Raw genomic sequence first — 16,386 nt, 5'->3', positions numbered from 1 at the left:
GAATTGAAGAATTCTTTTAATATTAGAACAATATAATAAAGTAAAGCGATAATAAAGAGGAGAATGTATGGGAGAGAAGATTAATAAGGAAGAATTATTAAAGGAAGAAGAGGAAGAGAAACTTGAAGCTATTGTTGGTTTCGAAGAAGATAAGGATGCAGAATTTGTAAAGAATTATGATGTAGTAGATTTAGTAAGAGATAAGTTAGGCGATTCAGCAGTAGTAGAGAATATAAATGAAGAAAAACAAGAAGAAGAAAATCAAGTAAAGGCAGATGGGAAAAGCGAGAGTAAGAATAGCCTTTCCTATGAACTAATTCCTAACATGAAAAATGGTAAGGTTAAAAAGAATTTTTGGGTTAGCGCTAATACAATTAGAATGATAAATGAACTTAGAGCTGTTCATCCTAATGCTAACGTAAAGTTTGGAATAATAGTTGAAAATGCTGTTGAGCATTATTATAAATATGTAAAGGAGGAAGGGGGAAGGCAAGCGTATTAACTTGTATAACACTCATTAGAATCCTCTTAAGATCTTTATAAGAGAAAAGAAACTTATGGTTTTAATTGTGTGCAATTGAATTAAATGATATAATAAGGGCATATGAAATAAATAAAACTACAGGAAATAAGGAGAAATCATGTCTGAGAAAACAAGTAAAAAATCTTTTTCAAGGAAGAAAAAAGTTTTATTAGTTGTAGCTGTTATTTTAGTAGCCTTTATCATAGGGATTGTAAGATATTTAACATTTTCTCTTCCAGCAGATGAAGAGGCAGTTGCTGCAATGGCATCAAAAAAGGATGTGATTGTAGAGGAGGTAGGCAATACTATTGTATTTAATCCAGTGAATGAAAAGACAAACATAGGTTATATTTATTATCCTGGTGGACAAGTAGACCCTAAAAGTTTTGCTTATGCAGCAGAGAAAATTGCAGAGAGTGGAATTAAGGTAGTGATACAAAAGATGCCTTTTAATTTGGCGTTTTTCGGTAAAGATAGAGCACTTGATGTTATTGATAGTTATCCTGAAATAGATAAGTGGTATATTGGGGGATTTTCGCTAGGTGGAGTTGCTGCAAGTATGGTGGCTTCTGATAATCCAGATAAGTTTGAAGGAATCATTTTATATGCAAGTTATACAACAAAAAAATACTCTTTGGCAAATACTGATTTAAAAGTACTTAGTTTATCAGGAAGCAATGATGGACTAGCTACACCAGAGAAAATTGAAGCAGGGAAAGATTTTTTACCAGCTAGTGCAAACTATATAGAAATACCTGGAGGAAATCATACTCAGATGGCGGTTTATGGTGACGGGAATTTACAAAAAGGTGATAATAAAGCTGGATTAAGTCGTATGGAGCAGCAGAAGACTATAATAGAAGATACTGTTAGGTTTATTAAAAGTGAAAACTAGCAATTATATTTTAAAAACTTCTGTATTGATATAATATAGGAGTTTTAGTTGTTTTAACAGTATAAATTTACTTGTAAATGTTATATAGTAAAGGTATATATGGAGGTGGCATTATGAGCGAAAATGAAAGAATTATAGCTAATACAAATGCAACTATGAGTATGGATAATATGCACTTCTATTCTGAAGTGGGCCATGAAATGGCCACATTAAATTCCTTAACACTTATGGAGGAAGATAAGAAAAGAATACAGCAATGTTTAGAAGGAAAAGTTTCTTTTGAAGAAGCTGTTGAAACTTTAGTAAAGAAATATATGAATGAACAGGTAATGTAATATGATTTGACTTTAACCATATAAAGAAAATACATGTATTTCTATTCGGAGATATTTATGAATGGGCTGGTAAAGTTAGAATTGTAAATATATCAAAAGGAAATCAGTTTTGTCTTTGTCAATATATTGATAGCCAAATGGAAGATGTACTTAATAAGTTAAAAAAAGAGAAGTATTTAGAATGTTTATTCAAGAGTTTTCTGAGTATAATGGATATAGATTAGATTGGTCTAAAATTAAGGAAGAAGAGATGTTAGAGGCCAGTGTACAATCCTTTAATTTGAAATATGAATTAAGGGAAGAATTAATATTAAGGGCATTGAGTTCTAAATAGAGAATCAAAAAATTGCTGCAACTAAGGCGTAAAATCCATTGTTGTGGCTTTTTTTGTTATATTTATTGTTTATAGCTTTAAGAAAATTAGATATTTATCCTAGGATTTTAAGAATAAAATAGTTTTTACATGTTAGATTAATAATTAAAAAATTTCTTATTTAAAATAAAAAAGAATAATATAGGGAGAAATATAAGATTATGGTATAATATAATTGTTCTAATTACAAAAAATAAATAATTAGTGTAAATGTTAAATTAACATCAAAATAAAAAACTTTTGTTTAAGAATATAAGGTGAAAAATGATGAATAGTCTAAAAAAAATAGAATTAGAGTATGAAGGAATAAGAAATACTATCTTATCGTATACATCCCAAGGCAATATTTCTAGTTTCTTAAATGGCTTAGAAGAAGGAATTAAAAAAAATGATATGGAAGCAATAAGATATTATATTGATGAAATCTGCAAATGGTATGACGATAATATAAATGAGATACAGGCTAACGAATTTGTATTAGATTATTCGGCGCACGATAGAAATAGAAAAATTCTTAAAGATTTATTGATAGAATTAAACAGGAATAATATAGAAAAGGATGAGGAGTATATGTATTCAAAAATATTTTTAAGCCATAGTTCTAGTGATAAGAAGTATGGTGATGAATTACAAAAGTTAATCACAGGAATTGGTATTAAGAAAGAACAGTTAATCTATACATCGCATCCATTACATAAAATACCTACAGGAAATAATATATATGATTATCTTAAAAGCAATATAAATAAAAATATTTTTGTGATTTTCCTTTGGTCGAATGAATACTTGAAAAGTTCTGCATGCTTAAATGAAATGGGAGCCGCTTGGATTAGTGAAAGTGATTATATAAATATATATACTCCAGACTTTGATTTTGATAATCCACAGTATCATAACTGTGCAGTTGATACAAAAAGTATGGGGATAGTATTAAAAAATGAAGGTCAATGCAAGTCGGGAATTGTTGAACTTAAAAATAAATTTGTACAAGGTTTTGGTTTAGATGTTGATGAACAGGTATGGATGTATTACTTAGATGAATTTATAAAAAATATTTCTTAGAAATCTGAAGGAGTAAAAGTATGAAAGAAAATGAAATTAAGATATTAGAAGAATTATCTAAAAGCCTATTAAATCTGTCTAGCAAAGGAACAGTAACTGCTACTGAATCTAAGATAAAGGCAATACAATTAGAAAAAGATATAGAGAAAATTAAAAATCAATATGAAGAAATTGTGAATGAGTTGATATCAGAACGTGCAGAAGCGATACGTATTGCGCAAGTATATAAAAATGAGATTGAACGTTATGAGATTAGTGATAGAGATATAATACATCTTCAAAATACAGTAACAGTAGTATTAGATATAATTAAAGAAATGAGCCCAGAAACAGACATTGCAATGTATGAGCAGTTTAAAAATTTAATAAGTGTAGATGTATTAAAAGCTATTCAACTTTTAGGTTTTAATTACAAAGCGGCAATAGGAGAACCTCTTACTCAGATTTGTGCTAATGCAATATTAGGAAAGCACTCTATCCAATAGTTGAACTAAGTAAATATTTAAATATTTTTATAAAAAGAGCTGCACACTAATTTTTAGTGTAACAGCTCTTTTTTTGAATAATAAATTAATGAGGGCAAGTTATTAACTAATTAATATATGTAATAAAGCAAAAACCTCATCAATCAAGGTACTCTTTTAAAATAGGATGTTGCTTCCTCACCGTCTGGATAAACAATTAAAAGTGAGAAGTTGTCTTTATCACTGAATTCATAGGAGTTTCCTTCAGTAGTAGTAGATCCTATTTTAAGTATATTATCTTCAAATGTATAGGATGTGGAAGCTTCGCCTTCTTCATTTTGAATTATTATTATGTTATCATTTTGAAAAGTAACATATAGATTATCATCAGGATAGAAATTATTAAAGCCAAAATCAGTGTTCGTGTATTTTTCATAAGTCCCCCATATAATACATAATTTGATATATCTATATGTTTTCATACTTATGTTTAAATGTCAATTTAAGGATAGTTTTAAGCAGCATGCTTGTATTGAGAACTGTTCCTTAAGCTAATAAACCCATCATATCCCTTACTCCAAGTACTCCAACTTATCTTAAATTCCCCACCATTTTCTTTACAGTAGTTATAGAAATTAAGTAGGAATTTATATCTCTCAGGTGTATAGAATTCTCTAATAGTAACTTCATCGAAGTTTGCAAGTTTTAGCTGACGATCCATAATATCTGTAGCAGACACTTCATTATAATTTATGAGCATATCATACATAATCATAAAGGTTGTTGTTCTTCCTACACCAGCTTTACAGTGGAAATGAACCCAGGAATCTTTAGGAAGATTTTTAAATACCTCTATAAAATAATCAACCATATCATCAGTAGGCAACCCTAAATCTGTTACAGGAATTCTTATGTAGGACAAGTTTTTTGAAGTAACTAAAGTATCTTCATTAAAAACTTCAGTTGGAATCATACTATTATTAGGGGCTCTATAAACTGTAACAGGAGTATTTAATGGTATGGAACTTAATTGCTTTGTTTCTTTTTCTATTACCTCATCTCTAGTTAATCCTTTATTAACATCATTGTTTAGGTTCTTCCAGCTAACAGGAAGGCCATTTATAAAACCATGAGATTCTTGACGTAGGTCTACAATAGTAATTGGTTTTGATGTACCTATTTCTTCTAATAAAATAGGAAGATTTTTTTCGGAAAATTGCTGACTTCCTGAAATATTTAATTTATCTAATCCCTTCAAAGAGAATTTTTCATTTTTAGTTAAATAAATAGGTGTAGAAGTTTTACGGAAATTTCGTGGAGTAGATTCATTTAAAGAATCTAATGCTAGTTGAACTTCATCATATGCAGCAACAGCAGCTGTATCTAAAGACAGAGTAGTAGAAGATAGTGAAATAAAAACTAAGATAAATGCAAAAAAGATGGCAGTACTTTTTTTCAATTATATCACCTCTAAAATAGTTCTATAGGATAGTATTCCCTAAATACAAAAAAAATACTATTAACCACGACCTATGTGATCTATATTAAAAATCAATATTAGAGCTACTATAACCAAGATAAAATAAATAATCATGTCTCTAACCAAATCAAGTCGAATTAATTCTTTTCTAAATTTCATTAATAATCACCTCATCAAATCCTTTTAAAGTCATTAGTAATAACTTCACTATTGAAAGTATGCACCTTAATTCTTTAGCACGTCACACAGTGACTGCAGTAGAATCCGTTTAAAGTTATTAATAATTACTTCATTATTGAAAGTATGGACAAACAACTTAGGTTATATACACCCTAATCCTGTAGAGACTTCTTCTTAAGTCTCATCAAATTCATTAAAGTGATTAATACCATAGAGTTTTTCTAAAAATGAAAATTTACATATAGGCTCTTTTATATTTAATTTAATAATAGTATAATCTACCATAGGGAGTATATTAGTAAAGGGGGCTATAAAATGTTTCAATGGAAAAATGAATATGTTACAGGTATAGACTTTATTGATGAACAACATAAAATGCTATTTGAAATAGCATACAAGGCCTATGATATATATAAAAACGACATGATATTAGATAAATACGATAAGATAATAGAAGTGATAGAGGAACTTAAAGATTACACTAAATATCATTTTGGAGAAGAAGAAAAATTTATGTTAGAGAATAAATATAAGAAATTTTTCTCACATAAGATTCAACATGATGATCTAATAAATGATCTTGATAAGATAAATCTTAAGCAAATAGATCACAATCAAGATAAATCGTTATTAGATATTCTTAATTTTGTTTTAGCGTGGATACAAAATCATATTTTAAAAACTGATTTGGGTATGACTGCTGAAATCAAAAAAAGTTTATCATAATCTAAATAACTAAAGGATAAAATACATAGAGCAGCAAGCTAACAATGGTTTCATTATGTTATAATTACGGATGGAACATTAAATATATTCACGGAGGTAAGGAAATGAAAAAAGGATTAACTCTAGACATTACAAAAGCTAAACCATTTTTAAGAGACGAAGAAATAACTAACTTAAGCAGCATAGTTAAAGCAGCACACAAGGATTTACACGAAAAAACAGGTGCAGGCAATGACTTTTTAGGGTGGATTGATCTTCCAGTTAATTATGATAAAGATGAATTTAATAGAATTAAAGATGCAGCAGAAAGAATAAAAGGACATTCTGATGCTTTAATAGTTATAGGAATAGGTGGATCTTATTTAGGAGCAAGAGCGGCTATCGAAGCTATAAATCACTCTTTCTTCAATGTTTTAAGCAAAGATAAGAGAAAAGCACCACAAGTATTTTTTGTAGGAAACAGCATAAGCTCAACTTATTTAGCTGATTTATTAGAAGCTATTGAGGGATTAGATATAAGCGTAAATGTTATATCTAAATCAGGAACTACTACTGAACCTGCTATAGCATTTAGAATATTTAAAGATTACATGGAAAAGAAATACGGAAAAGAAGAAGCTAAGAAGAGAATATTTGCAACTACTGACGGAAAAAGAGGAGCATTAAAGTCTTTAGCTGATGAAGAAGGTTATGAAACTTTCGTTATTCCTGATGATGTTGGAGGAAGATTCTCTGTATTAACAGCAGTTGGTTTACTTCCAATAGCAGCTAGTGGAGTAAATATAGATGAATTAATGCAAGGTGCAGCTGATGCTAGAGATGCATATTCAAGTGATAATGTAGAAGAAAATGACTGTTACAAATATGCAGTTGTAAGAAATGCATTATACAACAAAGGTAAGGTTACTGAAATATTAGTAAACTATGAGCCAGCTCTACAATACTTTGGTGAATGGTGGAAACAACTTTATGGAGAATCAGAAGGAAAAGACGGTAAGGGTATATTCCCAGCAGCTGTTAACTTCTCTACAGATCTTCACTCTATGGGACAATACATTCAAGATGGTTTAAGAAATGTATTTGAAACTATAGTAAATGTTGAAACTGCTAAAAAGAATGTAACTATAGAAGAATCTAAGGAAAATGTTGATGGATTAAACTTCATAGCTGGAGAGACTATGGATTTTGTTAATAAAAAAGCCTTCCAAGGAACTGTTTTAGCTCATAATGACGGTGGAGTACCTAACGTTATAGTTAATGTTCCAGAATTAACTCCATACTACCTTGGACAATTAATATACTTCTTTGAAAAAGCTTGTGGATTAAGTGGATATATTTTAGGAGTAAATCCATTTGACCAACCAGGTGTTGAAGCATACAAGAAAAACATGTTTGCATTATTAGGAAAACCAGGATTCGAAGATTTAAAAGCTGAACTTGAAAAAAGATTACAATAATTATGAGAATTCTGATTGACGGCGATGGCTGTCCAGGAAGAAAGATCATAGAGAAAGTTGCAAGGGAATTTCAAATTCCCTTGTTCTTATATTGTGATATTCATCATAGTATAACTTTGGAGTATGGAGAGGTTAAATATCTAGATAGCGGATTTCAATCTGTGGATATATTTTTAGCCAATGTGACTAAAAAAGGCGATGTTGTAGTTACTGGAGATTATGGATTGGCATCTATGATATTAGCTAAGGAAGCCATACCTGTAAATCCAAAAGGAATGGTATATAATAAAGACAATATAGATAGACTACTTATGGAAAGGCATATATCAGCAAAAGTTAGAAGAGGTGGAGGAAAAACCACAAACCACAAAAAGAGAACCAAAGAAGATGATGATAATTTATATAAGGCTCTAAAGAATATAGTTCAAAATATTGTCCAGACTAAAATATAAGCTGTGTAGTAAAAAAATCTACATAGCTTTTTTTGAAAAGGAGTATTGTGATTTGAGAAGAGAAAACATAAAAAAGAGAAGAAGAAAAAAGAGAAAGAGAATATTATCAGTAGTTCTTATAATAGGATTACTATTAATTATAATTCCAACTGCATTTGTAATATCTAAAAACATTCTTGAAAAAAACATTTCTAAAAATCAAGATAAGACACCTGAAGAAGATACAACTCAAAATGAAAAACCAGTTGAACCAGTAAAACAAGATGTGAAAGAAGAAGTTATAATATCTGCTGCTGGAGACTCAACTTTAGGAACAGATACAAAGTTTTCTGGAGAAACCTTGCCTGCTGTATTTAATACCACAGGAAAAAACTACGCTTATTTTTATCAAAATGTATATGATATATTTTCTAAGGATGATTATACTTTTGTAAATCTTGAAACCACCTTTACGGATGCAACGGCTAAAAAGGATAAAGGAGCACCTCCTTATTATCACTTCAAAGGACCTAAGGATTACGTAAATATATTGACTTCTGGCAGTATAGAAGGGGTTACAGTTGCTAACAATCATATATATGACTATGGACAGAAAGGTTTTAATGACACAATAGAAGTGCTAAAAGGCGCCAATGTAGACATAGCTGGAGAAGGATATAAAATAGTTAAAGAGATAAAGGGAATAAAGTTTGGATTTTTAGGCTATCAAGCTTGGAGTGACACTAAAGAGCTAAGAGATAAGATAAAAGCAGATATTGAGGAACTTAAGAATAATGGCTGTGAAGTTGTAATTCCATACTTTCATTGGGGGATAGAAGGACAATATAAACCCTATGATGTTCAAGTTAATATAGGAAAGTATGCTATAGATAGTGGGGCAGATTTAGTATTAGGATCACATCCACATGTAGTTCAAACTTTAGAAAACTATAAGGGAAAACTTATAGTGTATAGTTTTGGTAACTTCTGTTTTGGAGGAAACAATAATCCTACAGATAAAAGAACTTTTATACTACAAGCAAAACTAAACTTCACAAACGGAAAATTAGAGCAAACCAGTTTTAAAGTGATACCTTGTTCAGTATCTTCAGTAAATAACAAAAATGATTATAGACCAACTCCTATGAAGGATCAAAATAAAACAAACTTACTAAAATTTTTAAATGAATTATCTCCAACACTTAAAGGAGAGATAAAAGACGAATTTTTTCAGATACAATAAAATTTAACAATAATATGTCATAAAAGAGAGTTTTTCTTCGTTAAAAACTCTCTTTTAAACAATTCATTTTGTAGCAAATAATGGTATAATACTATTGGGTAAATATATTTGAGGAGCGAATGAGAATGGATGAGATTTTGTTAAAGTTTAATAGAGAAAATCCTGTTAGTAAAGAAGAAGAAGTTGAAATACAAGTCGAAAACAATACGGATGAAAATCTAGAATACAAGTTCATTTTAGGTAATTTCGGAATATGGACAACCTTAAGAGAATTTTCATCTGAATCAGTATATAAATGGATCCCTACAGAAAACGGTAGCTATATTTTTATGGTTCAAGGTAAAAAGAAAGATAGCTCAAAACCCTTTGATTATCTATGTAAGGGAGAAATTCTAGTTGGGGAAGAAGAAGAAAAAATAATTAAAAATGTATTTGTTAATTCTCACGAGTTACAAGTGGGAGAAAAAATAAGTATAGAAATAGAAAGTTCTAAAAGACCTGTCTTATTTAGATTCTGGAAAAGTGGACAAAGAGGCTGGGAGCTTATAAAAGACTATTCACCAGAAAATAGCTTGATTTTTACTGCTAGTGAAGAAGGAAATCAAGAGATATTAATAGAGGCCAAGGAGCCAGCATCAGAAAATAACTTCGACGATTTTTATTCAGTAAAATATAAGGTTAATCCAAGAGCTAAGGTTGAAATATCAAACTTTAGATGCTTAACTCAAGACTTATTATGTGGGGAAGAGTTAAATTTTCAGGTTGAATCTAAGGGGGAAGAAACCTCCACAATGCTTTATAAGTTTGTAAAAATCAATGAAGAGGGAAAAGCTTTATGTATTCAAGATTATTCCTCTAAGACAATAGTGAGCTTTTCAGAGCAAGAACCTGGTGAATACAAACTTCTTTGTTTAGCAAAAGATATATATTCAAACAAGGAATTTGATGATAGAGCCTTAATGGTTTATACAATAAAAGCCTATAAACCTATATTAATAAAAAGCTTCACAACAGACTTAGCTTCACCTCAAGTAAATGGAGCAGCAATTTTACTAAGAGCTTTTGTAGAGGGTGGAAAAAATTTATTATATAGATTTAAGATAGATGGAACCTATGGGGAAGACTCTGGATTTATAAAGAACTCAACATATTTATGGAAGAGTAAAGCAGAGGGAGAATACAAAATAACCCTTTATGTAAAAGATGCAAGCTTTGAGGGTGACTATGAAGACACTGTAGCTATGGAATATTTTATAGATAGAAAAAGTGCTAGAACTATTAAAATTACAGATGTAGTTATGGACAAAGATAGCAATTATTTAGTTGGAGTACCTATAAACATAAAGGTGTTAGCGGAAGGTGGATCATCACTAAAATATTCATTTACAGTTTTCAAAAATAAAAAAGAAATAGAAAAAGTAAATTATGGAACAGCAAATTGGGTTAACTTTACTCCAGAGGAATCTGGAGAGTATGAAATGGAAATACGTGTAAAGGATAAATATTCTCCTAAGGAATATGATTGTCATAGTGTAGTATACTTTGATATAATAACTTATATACCTGGCAAGATAGATTATATTTTGTTGCCTTCTAAGGAATTCTACATGGTTGGAGATGATGTTGAGCTCGAGGCAATAGTTCAAAATAGTCAATCTACCCTCATTAATTACATCACAAAAATAAATGGACATGTAGTTGAAGAGACAGGTTTTATTAAAACTAAAAAGTTAAAATTGACACCTAAAATTCCTGGGAAATATACCTTTGAACTTTATGCCAGAAACATAAAATGCCAAGGGGAATATGATACCAAAAAAGAGTTCCACATATATATAAACGACTCTGCACCAATTACAGGAACAAAGATAATTTCTAATAATATTAACTTTAAGTTACAAGACGAAATTAATTTTAATGTAGAGTGTAAGGGTGGAAAAGATGTATGTTATGAGTTTTATATAATGGAAAGAGGGAATTGGGTTAGAACTCAAAGTTATAGCAAAAAGTCATATTATAGCTTTAGACCTTTCTCGACAGGTCAATTTAAAATATTAGTTTTAACAAAAAGTTATTATAAAAAGAATGCCTATGAGGATTATGACATCATTGAATTTAAAGTTTCAGAATAACTAGACGATTAAGTGAAACTTGATTTAGGCGGGGCTATTCCTGACTAAATCTTAGTTGAACTTATCTAGGGTCGTGCCACTGTTATCTCATACCTGAATAGAAGGTGTGAGTGTTACAGTGGCTAGACATCAGATAAATAACTATAAAAAATATGGAGAGATGCATATGAAAATAGAGAATACTGAACAAATGTTAGCTATGACCATGATGTCATCCATACTAAAGCAATCAATGGGAAATAGTCAGTCCTTTGACATAATACTTCAAAGTTTATTACAAAGTATGGATAGTAATAGTGAGGGTAATAATATACTTAGCGGTTTACTGAATAATCCACTTGGAGAATCTATAGGTGGAAGCAGTAGTTCACTAAATGATTTGAATTCATTAAATTTAAAATCATATTTAAGCCAGGGGGTAGATTCATCCTATAAGGGAACTGATTCTACAAGACTTAGGATAGAAACAGCAGTAAAAAGTGCTTCTCAAAAGTACGGTGTAGATGAAAACTTAATTAGAGCAGTAATAAAGCAAGAATCTAACTTTAATCCTAATGTAGTTTCAAGTGCGGGAGCTCAAGGGCTTATGCAGCTTATGCCATTTAATTCAAAGGCATATGGACTATCAAATCCATATGATATTGAGGGTAACATAAATGTTGGTACTCAAATGCTTAAAAAGCTTTTAAATAGATTTGGAAATTTAGATATGGCTTTGATGGGATATAACGCAGGGGAAGGAACCATGGCAAAAAGAGGAGTAACCTCACCAAGTGATTTATACAAGATGCCAGCAGAAACAAGAAATTATGTAGTAAAAGTAACGAATTATTATAAAAATGGAATATCTTAAAGAGTATTAGGCTAGTACAAATTATTGTGCTAGCTATTTTTTTATTGCGCGGATAATTAGATAATTATCTAAACAACTAATTACTTGATTATCTAAGTATTTAATTATCTAATTACTTAATTATCACCGTAGTTATGGGAGTACGGTGATAATTAGATAATTAGGTACAAGTTATATTCATCATCTTAGCTTTAAAACCATATAGTATTAGAGTTAGAGAAAGAGAGGTTGAGAACATGAATAAAAATGAAAATGAGCCATTTGATGTTAAAAAGACCTTTAATATCAGAAGATCTACAGCAGAAATGATAATAGAATTAAAATTAATTCATCCTAACATAAATATTAGATATAATATATTAATTGATGAAGCTATAAGACATTATTATGAACATATCAAAGAAAAGGGCGGATTTTAGAGAGGATAAATGCTAGAATATTAGATATTAAATTACAGAAATGAGGGAGCTAGCTTGGAATTTATAAAATCAATATTCTATTTTATAGTGGCAGGTGTATTTGAGATTGGCGGGGGTTACCTTGTATGGTTATGGCTTCGTGAGGGGAGAAGTTTTTTATATGGAGTAGCTGGAGCCATAGTATTAATTTTGTATGGAGTTATACCAACATTACAGCCTCCAAACTCTAATTTTGGAAGAGTGTATGCAACTTATGGGGGAATATTTATTGTTTTATCTATATTATGGGGATGGAAGGTTGATAAGGTAGTTCCAGATAAATTTGATTTGATTGGAGGAGCAATAGCCTTAGTCGGAGCCCTTATAATAATTTACGCACCTCGTAATTAAATTCTAACACTGTGAAAAAAATAGTTATATGTGATAAATTTAGTTAATTTCATAATATATGAAGTTAATAAGCCGTTTACATTAGAAATATATCAATTTTTCTATTTTGAAATAGTTTATAATTGAAGAATTTTAAATTTGAAGTATCATATTATCATGGGATTTTTATAAATAAAAGTATTATAAGTGTAAGATTGGGGTTTATTGTATACAGTGCTTTAAGGGAGATGATAATATGGATATAAAATTAGATGTATTAGAAAATATAATAGAACAAAAAGACATTGAAGTACATTATCAACCTATTGTATCAATAAGAAAAAAAACAGTTATCGGATTAGAAGGGTTAAGTAGGGGTGTTTTTGAAAATGAATTAATAGATCCACTTACTCTATTTAAAAAGGCATCAAAAGAAAAACTAAATGTTCAATTAGATAGGATATGTAGAGAAAAGGTTGCAGAAGGCTTTAAAGATATTTATAAAAAGAATAAGGACTTATTGCTTTTTATGAATATTGATATATCAACTATGACTAACGAGACTGTAGGGTCAGGATTTTTGATAAATTTGGTTCAGGAATGTCAAATAAGACCTGAAAGTGTAGTTTTAGAGTTTGTTGAATCTAAAGTTAGTGACGTTGAAGCTTTAAAAAGGTTTGTGGATTCGTATAGAAGTTATGGATTTTTAATAGCATTAGATGATGTTGGGTCAGGGCACTCTAACTTAGATAGGATTGCAATAGCTCAACCTGACATTGTGAAAATTGACGGAGTAATTGTAAGGGATATCCACTTAGATTATTATAAACAAGAGGTGTTTAAATCTTTAGTGAGCCTTTCAAAAAATTTAGGTGCAACAGTTGCAGCTGAGGGAATAGAGAATGAAGAGGAAGCCTTAAAAGTTATGGAACTTGGTGCAGATATGCTACAAGGATTCTATTTTTCAAAGGCACAGCCTATATCATCTGGGATATTAAAAAATTCTAATTATTCTATAAAAAAAATTTCTAATAATTATTCGGATTATATGACTGGTAAAGTGAATGATGAAAAAAATAAGCTAGTAGAATATGAAATAGTTATAAAAGAAGTATTGCACAAACTTTCTTTAGCTGAAGAAAAAAGATTTGATTTTACTTTATTAGATATAGTTAATAATTATAGAATATTTGAGTGTTTATATATACTTGATTCTAGAGGAATTCAAGTATCGGATTCAGCCACAACATACAATCACTTTTTAAAGCATAAGAGTTTGATATTTCATTCATCTAAAAAGGGTGAAAATCATTCTTTTAAAAAATATTATTATTTTTTAAAGATAATGAAATTAAGTAAATATATGACGGAGCCGTATATCTCAGTGGCGACAGGAAGTTTGTGTGTAACTATGTCTTGTATATTTAAAAATATTGAGAACAAAAAATATATATTATGTTTAGATTTAAATCCAGATAGTATATATATTTAAAATACTCTCCATACCNNGGTATGGAGAGTATTTTAAATTTCAGCAATTATTTTACCAGTTTCAGAAATATCATAGCCACCAATTCCTTGAATTTCTAGTTTAAATTCCTTTGAGTTGATTATGGCTATGAGAGTTTGAAATACAGGATTATCGAGATCTTCCTTTTTAATTATTAAATCATAATTTTCTTTTTGTATTGGTATAAATTCAATACCATCTACTTGAAGAGCAGTTTTTTCATTTCCTATACCTACATCTGCAGCACCTCTAGCTACAGCACTTGCAACTGCTAGATGAGATAATTCTTCTTCTTCATATCCTTGAATAAATTTAGAAGATATATTTAGATTTCTTAAGTGTTCATCTATAAGAACCCTAACTCCGCAACCACGCTCTCTATTTACCATTTTAATATTAGATTTAGTCAAATCACTCCAAGAAGTTATATTTTTGGGATTGCCTTTTGCTACATAAAAACCTTCCATGCGGCAAACTAAGTGTATTATTATGCAAGGAATGCCTGGAAGTAATCTTCTGACATAAGGTATGTTATATTTTTTAGTTTCTCCATCCCACAAATGAGCTGAGGCTACTGTAACATTTCCCTTATAGAGTTCTACTAAGCCGTTATAGCTCCCTGTGTAATATCTAAAAGCTTGAGTGCCATTAGGATGCATATCTAAATATCTTGTCAAAATATCTAATATCATATCTTGCCCGCAGATTATAAAACCATCCTTTAATTTTGAAGTATTATGAAGATTTTTAGGTGAAGGTTTTTCGTAAGAAACATTAGAAATAGATTGAAATTCGGTGGTATGAACTTTATTAGATCTGCTTTTATTTTTATAATACTCAATATCATTTAAATCAATACGAACTTTTCTGCCGACACGATAAGAAGGTAATTCACCTCTTTTTATAAATTCATAAACTGTATTTTTTGAAACACCAAGAATATCAGCGGCTTCTTTTGTAGAGAGTGATCTATTTTCAGTCATAAAGTTTATCCACCTTTCAAAATAAAATAGTAAAATCAGTTACTTAAAGTATATTATAAGTTAGATTTATAAAAAGTAAAATAAACTAATTTAGAAATTTATCATGTTATAAATATGGGAATAGTCACCAATATAAATGATTAAATTGATATAGAAAACGAGTAAAATGTTTACGTAATTATCAATATATAAAAAAGCAGGACAATAGCTTACTATTATTGTAGGAATACAATAGAGGGATTAAAATTTTTATAAGGTTAACTATTAAATTATATGGAGGGATAAGGATGAAAATAGCAGTATTAGTAAATGAATATGAAAAAAGTATATCTTCCCTTGAAGATGGCATTATTAAAGTTTATTCTAAAGATAGTAGTGGTTCCTGGGAAGTTGAAAAAGAGCTTTCGTATAGGATAAATAATCAATCTAGTACAGTGGCTTTGCATAAAATGATGGCTGAAATACTCGAAAATCTTGGTGAGTGCAGGAATTTTGCAGCACTAGAAATTAAGGGAATATTATTTACTTATTTAGATGGATACAATTTTAATATGTGGAGAATGAATGGAGCCCCTGAAGAATTTTTAGATTATATTTATGAAAAAGAGAAGGAAATAGCAACTAGTACTCCGGAGGTAGTGCCTAATATAGGACCTATTGATATGGGAGATGGATGTTACTTTATTGATTTGAAAAAAGCCATAGAAAATGATGAGAAAACTACATCTAAAAAGATATTGCTTCCTTTTTTAAGAAATAGCTCCTTTAAAAATTTGAAAATATTCTGTGATCATATTCCACGTTGGTTTAAGTCAGAATTTGATAATTTAAATTTATCTTTTAATCAAGAAGAAAGCAATAAAGGAATTGATGTTACAGTATATCATAATTAGGATATTTAGATATAGCATAAGAAACTGTCAAAATAATTTATGATAGTTTCTTTTTTAT

At 29.6% G+C, this 16,386-nt stretch carries 19 protein-coding genes; 16 read left to right on the top strand and 3 right to left on the bottom strand.

Translation table 11 applies throughout. The annotated features are described in order from the left end of the window. Window positions 1-67: 67 nt before the first annotated feature. The 6 genes from B3N22_RS03300 (at window position 68) to B3N22_RS03275 (ending at window position 3,673) form a co-directional block, all read left to right on the top strand. A complete protein-coding gene (locus tag B3N22_RS03300) occupies window positions 68-502 on the top strand; it encodes a hypothetical protein (RefSeq protein ID WP_286904834.1) in 435 nt (144 codons plus the stop codon). 139 nt (window positions 503-641) lie between these two features. After that, window positions 642-1,418 carry an alpha/beta hydrolase gene (locus B3N22_RS03295; RefSeq protein ID WP_286904832.1) on the top strand — a complete coding sequence of 259 codons (777 nt, stop codon included), beginning with the start codon at window positions 642-644 and terminating at the stop codon, window positions 1,416-1,418. A gap of 113 nt (window positions 1,419-1,531) precedes the next feature. Then, window positions 1,532-1,753, top strand: a complete 222-nt coding sequence (locus tag B3N22_RS03290; RefSeq protein ID WP_286904829.1) for a hypothetical protein — start codon at window positions 1,532-1,534, stop codon at window positions 1,751-1,753. A gap of 181 nt (window positions 1,754-1,934) precedes the next feature. Beyond that, window positions 1,935-2,087 (top strand): hypothetical protein, encoded by a 153-nt coding sequence (locus tag B3N22_RS03285; protein ID WP_286904827.1) that lies wholly within the window; start codon window positions 1,935-1,937, stop codon window positions 2,085-2,087. A gap of 306 nt (window positions 2,088-2,393) precedes the next feature. Beyond that, window positions 2,394-3,188 (top strand): toll/interleukin-1 receptor domain-containing protein, encoded by a 795-nt coding sequence (locus tag B3N22_RS03280; RefSeq protein ID WP_286904824.1) that lies wholly within the window; start codon window positions 2,394-2,396, stop codon window positions 3,186-3,188. 20 nt (window positions 3,189-3,208) lie between these two features. Continuing rightward, window positions 3,209-3,673: a hypothetical protein gene (locus tag B3N22_RS03275; RefSeq protein ID WP_286904823.1), complete on the top strand. Its 465-nt coding sequence runs from the start codon at window positions 3,209-3,211 to the stop codon at window positions 3,671-3,673. Between the two features lie 143 nt (window positions 3,674-3,816). On the opposite strand, the gene B3N22_RS03270 is transcribed toward B3N22_RS03275, so the two are convergent. Together B3N22_RS03270 and B3N22_RS03265 are read right to left on the bottom strand one after the other, a co-directional pair. Next, window positions 3,817-4,134 (bottom strand): hypothetical protein, encoded by a 318-nt coding sequence (locus tag B3N22_RS03270; RefSeq protein ID WP_286904822.1) that lies wholly within the window; start codon window positions 4,132-4,134, stop codon window positions 3,817-3,819. Window positions 4,135-4,166: 32 nt separating this feature from the next. Then, window positions 4,167-5,111, bottom strand: coding sequence for a fused DSP-PTPase phosphatase/NAD kinase-like protein (locus tag B3N22_RS03265; RefSeq protein WP_286904820.1), 945 nt, complete (start codon window positions 5,109-5,111; stop codon window positions 4,167-4,169). 516 nt (window positions 5,112-5,627) lie between these two features. Here B3N22_RS03265 and B3N22_RS03260 point away from each other — a divergent pair. The 9 genes from B3N22_RS03260 to B3N22_RS03220 all read left to right on the top strand — a co-directional run bounded on the left by B3N22_RS03260 (window position 5,628) and on the right by B3N22_RS03220 (window position 14,434). Beyond that, window positions 5,628-6,038 carry a bacteriohemerythrin gene (locus B3N22_RS03260; protein ID WP_286904818.1) on the top strand — a complete coding sequence of 137 codons (411 nt, stop codon included), beginning with the start codon at window positions 5,628-5,630 and terminating at the stop codon, window positions 6,036-6,038. Window positions 6,039-6,142: 104 nt separating this feature from the next. Next, entirely contained in the window at window positions 6,143-7,495 is a 1,353-nt protein-coding gene (locus tag B3N22_RS03255) for a glucose-6-phosphate isomerase (RefSeq protein WP_286904816.1), read from the top strand. A gap of 2 nt (window positions 7,496-7,497) precedes the next feature. After that, window positions 7,498-7,947 (top strand): YaiI/YqxD family protein, encoded by a 450-nt coding sequence (locus tag B3N22_RS03250; protein WP_021800404.1) that lies wholly within the window; start codon window positions 7,498-7,500, stop codon window positions 7,945-7,947. 52 nt (window positions 7,948-7,999) lie between these two features. Next, complete coding sequence (locus B3N22_RS03245) at window positions 8,000-9,169, top strand: CapA family protein (protein WP_286904814.1); 1,170 nt, start codon at window positions 8,000-8,002, stop codon at window positions 9,167-9,169. A 125-nt stretch (window positions 9,170-9,294) separates the two neighbouring features. After that, window positions 9,295-11,301 (top strand): triple tyrosine motif-containing protein, encoded by a 2,007-nt coding sequence (locus B3N22_RS03240; RefSeq protein ID WP_286904813.1) that lies wholly within the window; start codon window positions 9,295-9,297, stop codon window positions 11,299-11,301. Window positions 11,302-11,467: 166 nt separating this feature from the next. Beyond that, on the top strand, window positions 11,468-12,154 hold the full coding sequence (locus B3N22_RS03235) for a lytic transglycosylase domain-containing protein (protein WP_286904812.1): 687 nt from the start codon (window positions 11,468-11,470) through the stop codon (window positions 12,152-12,154). Between the two features lie 236 nt (window positions 12,155-12,390). Then, window positions 12,391-12,573 (top strand): hypothetical protein, encoded by a 183-nt coding sequence (locus B3N22_RS03230; protein ID WP_073022653.1) that lies wholly within the window; start codon window positions 12,391-12,393, stop codon window positions 12,571-12,573. Between the two features lie 54 nt (window positions 12,574-12,627). Beyond that, complete coding sequence (locus B3N22_RS03225) at window positions 12,628-12,963, top strand: YnfA family protein (protein ID WP_286904811.1); 336 nt, start codon at window positions 12,628-12,630, stop codon at window positions 12,961-12,963. A gap of 235 nt (window positions 12,964-13,198) precedes the next feature. Beyond that, a complete protein-coding gene (locus tag B3N22_RS03220) occupies window positions 13,199-14,434 on the top strand; it encodes an EAL domain-containing protein (RefSeq protein ID WP_286904810.1) in 1,236 nt (411 codons plus the stop codon). A gap of 32 nt (window positions 14,435-14,466) precedes the next feature. Here B3N22_RS03220 and B3N22_RS03215 read toward each other — a convergent pair whose 3' ends face one another. Then, window positions 14,467-15,435, bottom strand: a complete 969-nt coding sequence (locus B3N22_RS03215; RefSeq protein ID WP_286904809.1) for a substrate-binding domain-containing protein — start codon at window positions 15,433-15,435, stop codon at window positions 14,467-14,469. 287 nt (window positions 15,436-15,722) lie between these two features. Here B3N22_RS03215 and B3N22_RS03210 point away from each other — a divergent pair, with 287 nt between their 5' ends. Continuing rightward, a complete protein-coding gene (locus B3N22_RS03210; RefSeq protein WP_286904808.1) occupies window positions 15,723-16,328 on the top strand; it encodes a Fe-only nitrogenase accessory AnfO family protein in 606 nt (201 codons plus the stop codon). Window positions 16,329-16,386 lie beyond the last annotated feature (58 nt).

Origin of the sequence: Clostridium sp. UBA1652 (genome assembly GCF_002320975.1) — a bacterium.
Classification (GTDB): domain Bacteria; phylum Bacillota; class Clostridia; order Clostridiales; family Clostridiaceae; genus Clostridium_T; species Clostridium_T intestinale.
Note: the sequence above shows the minus strand (reverse complement) of the source record. Positions and strands in the feature narration are given on the sequence as shown.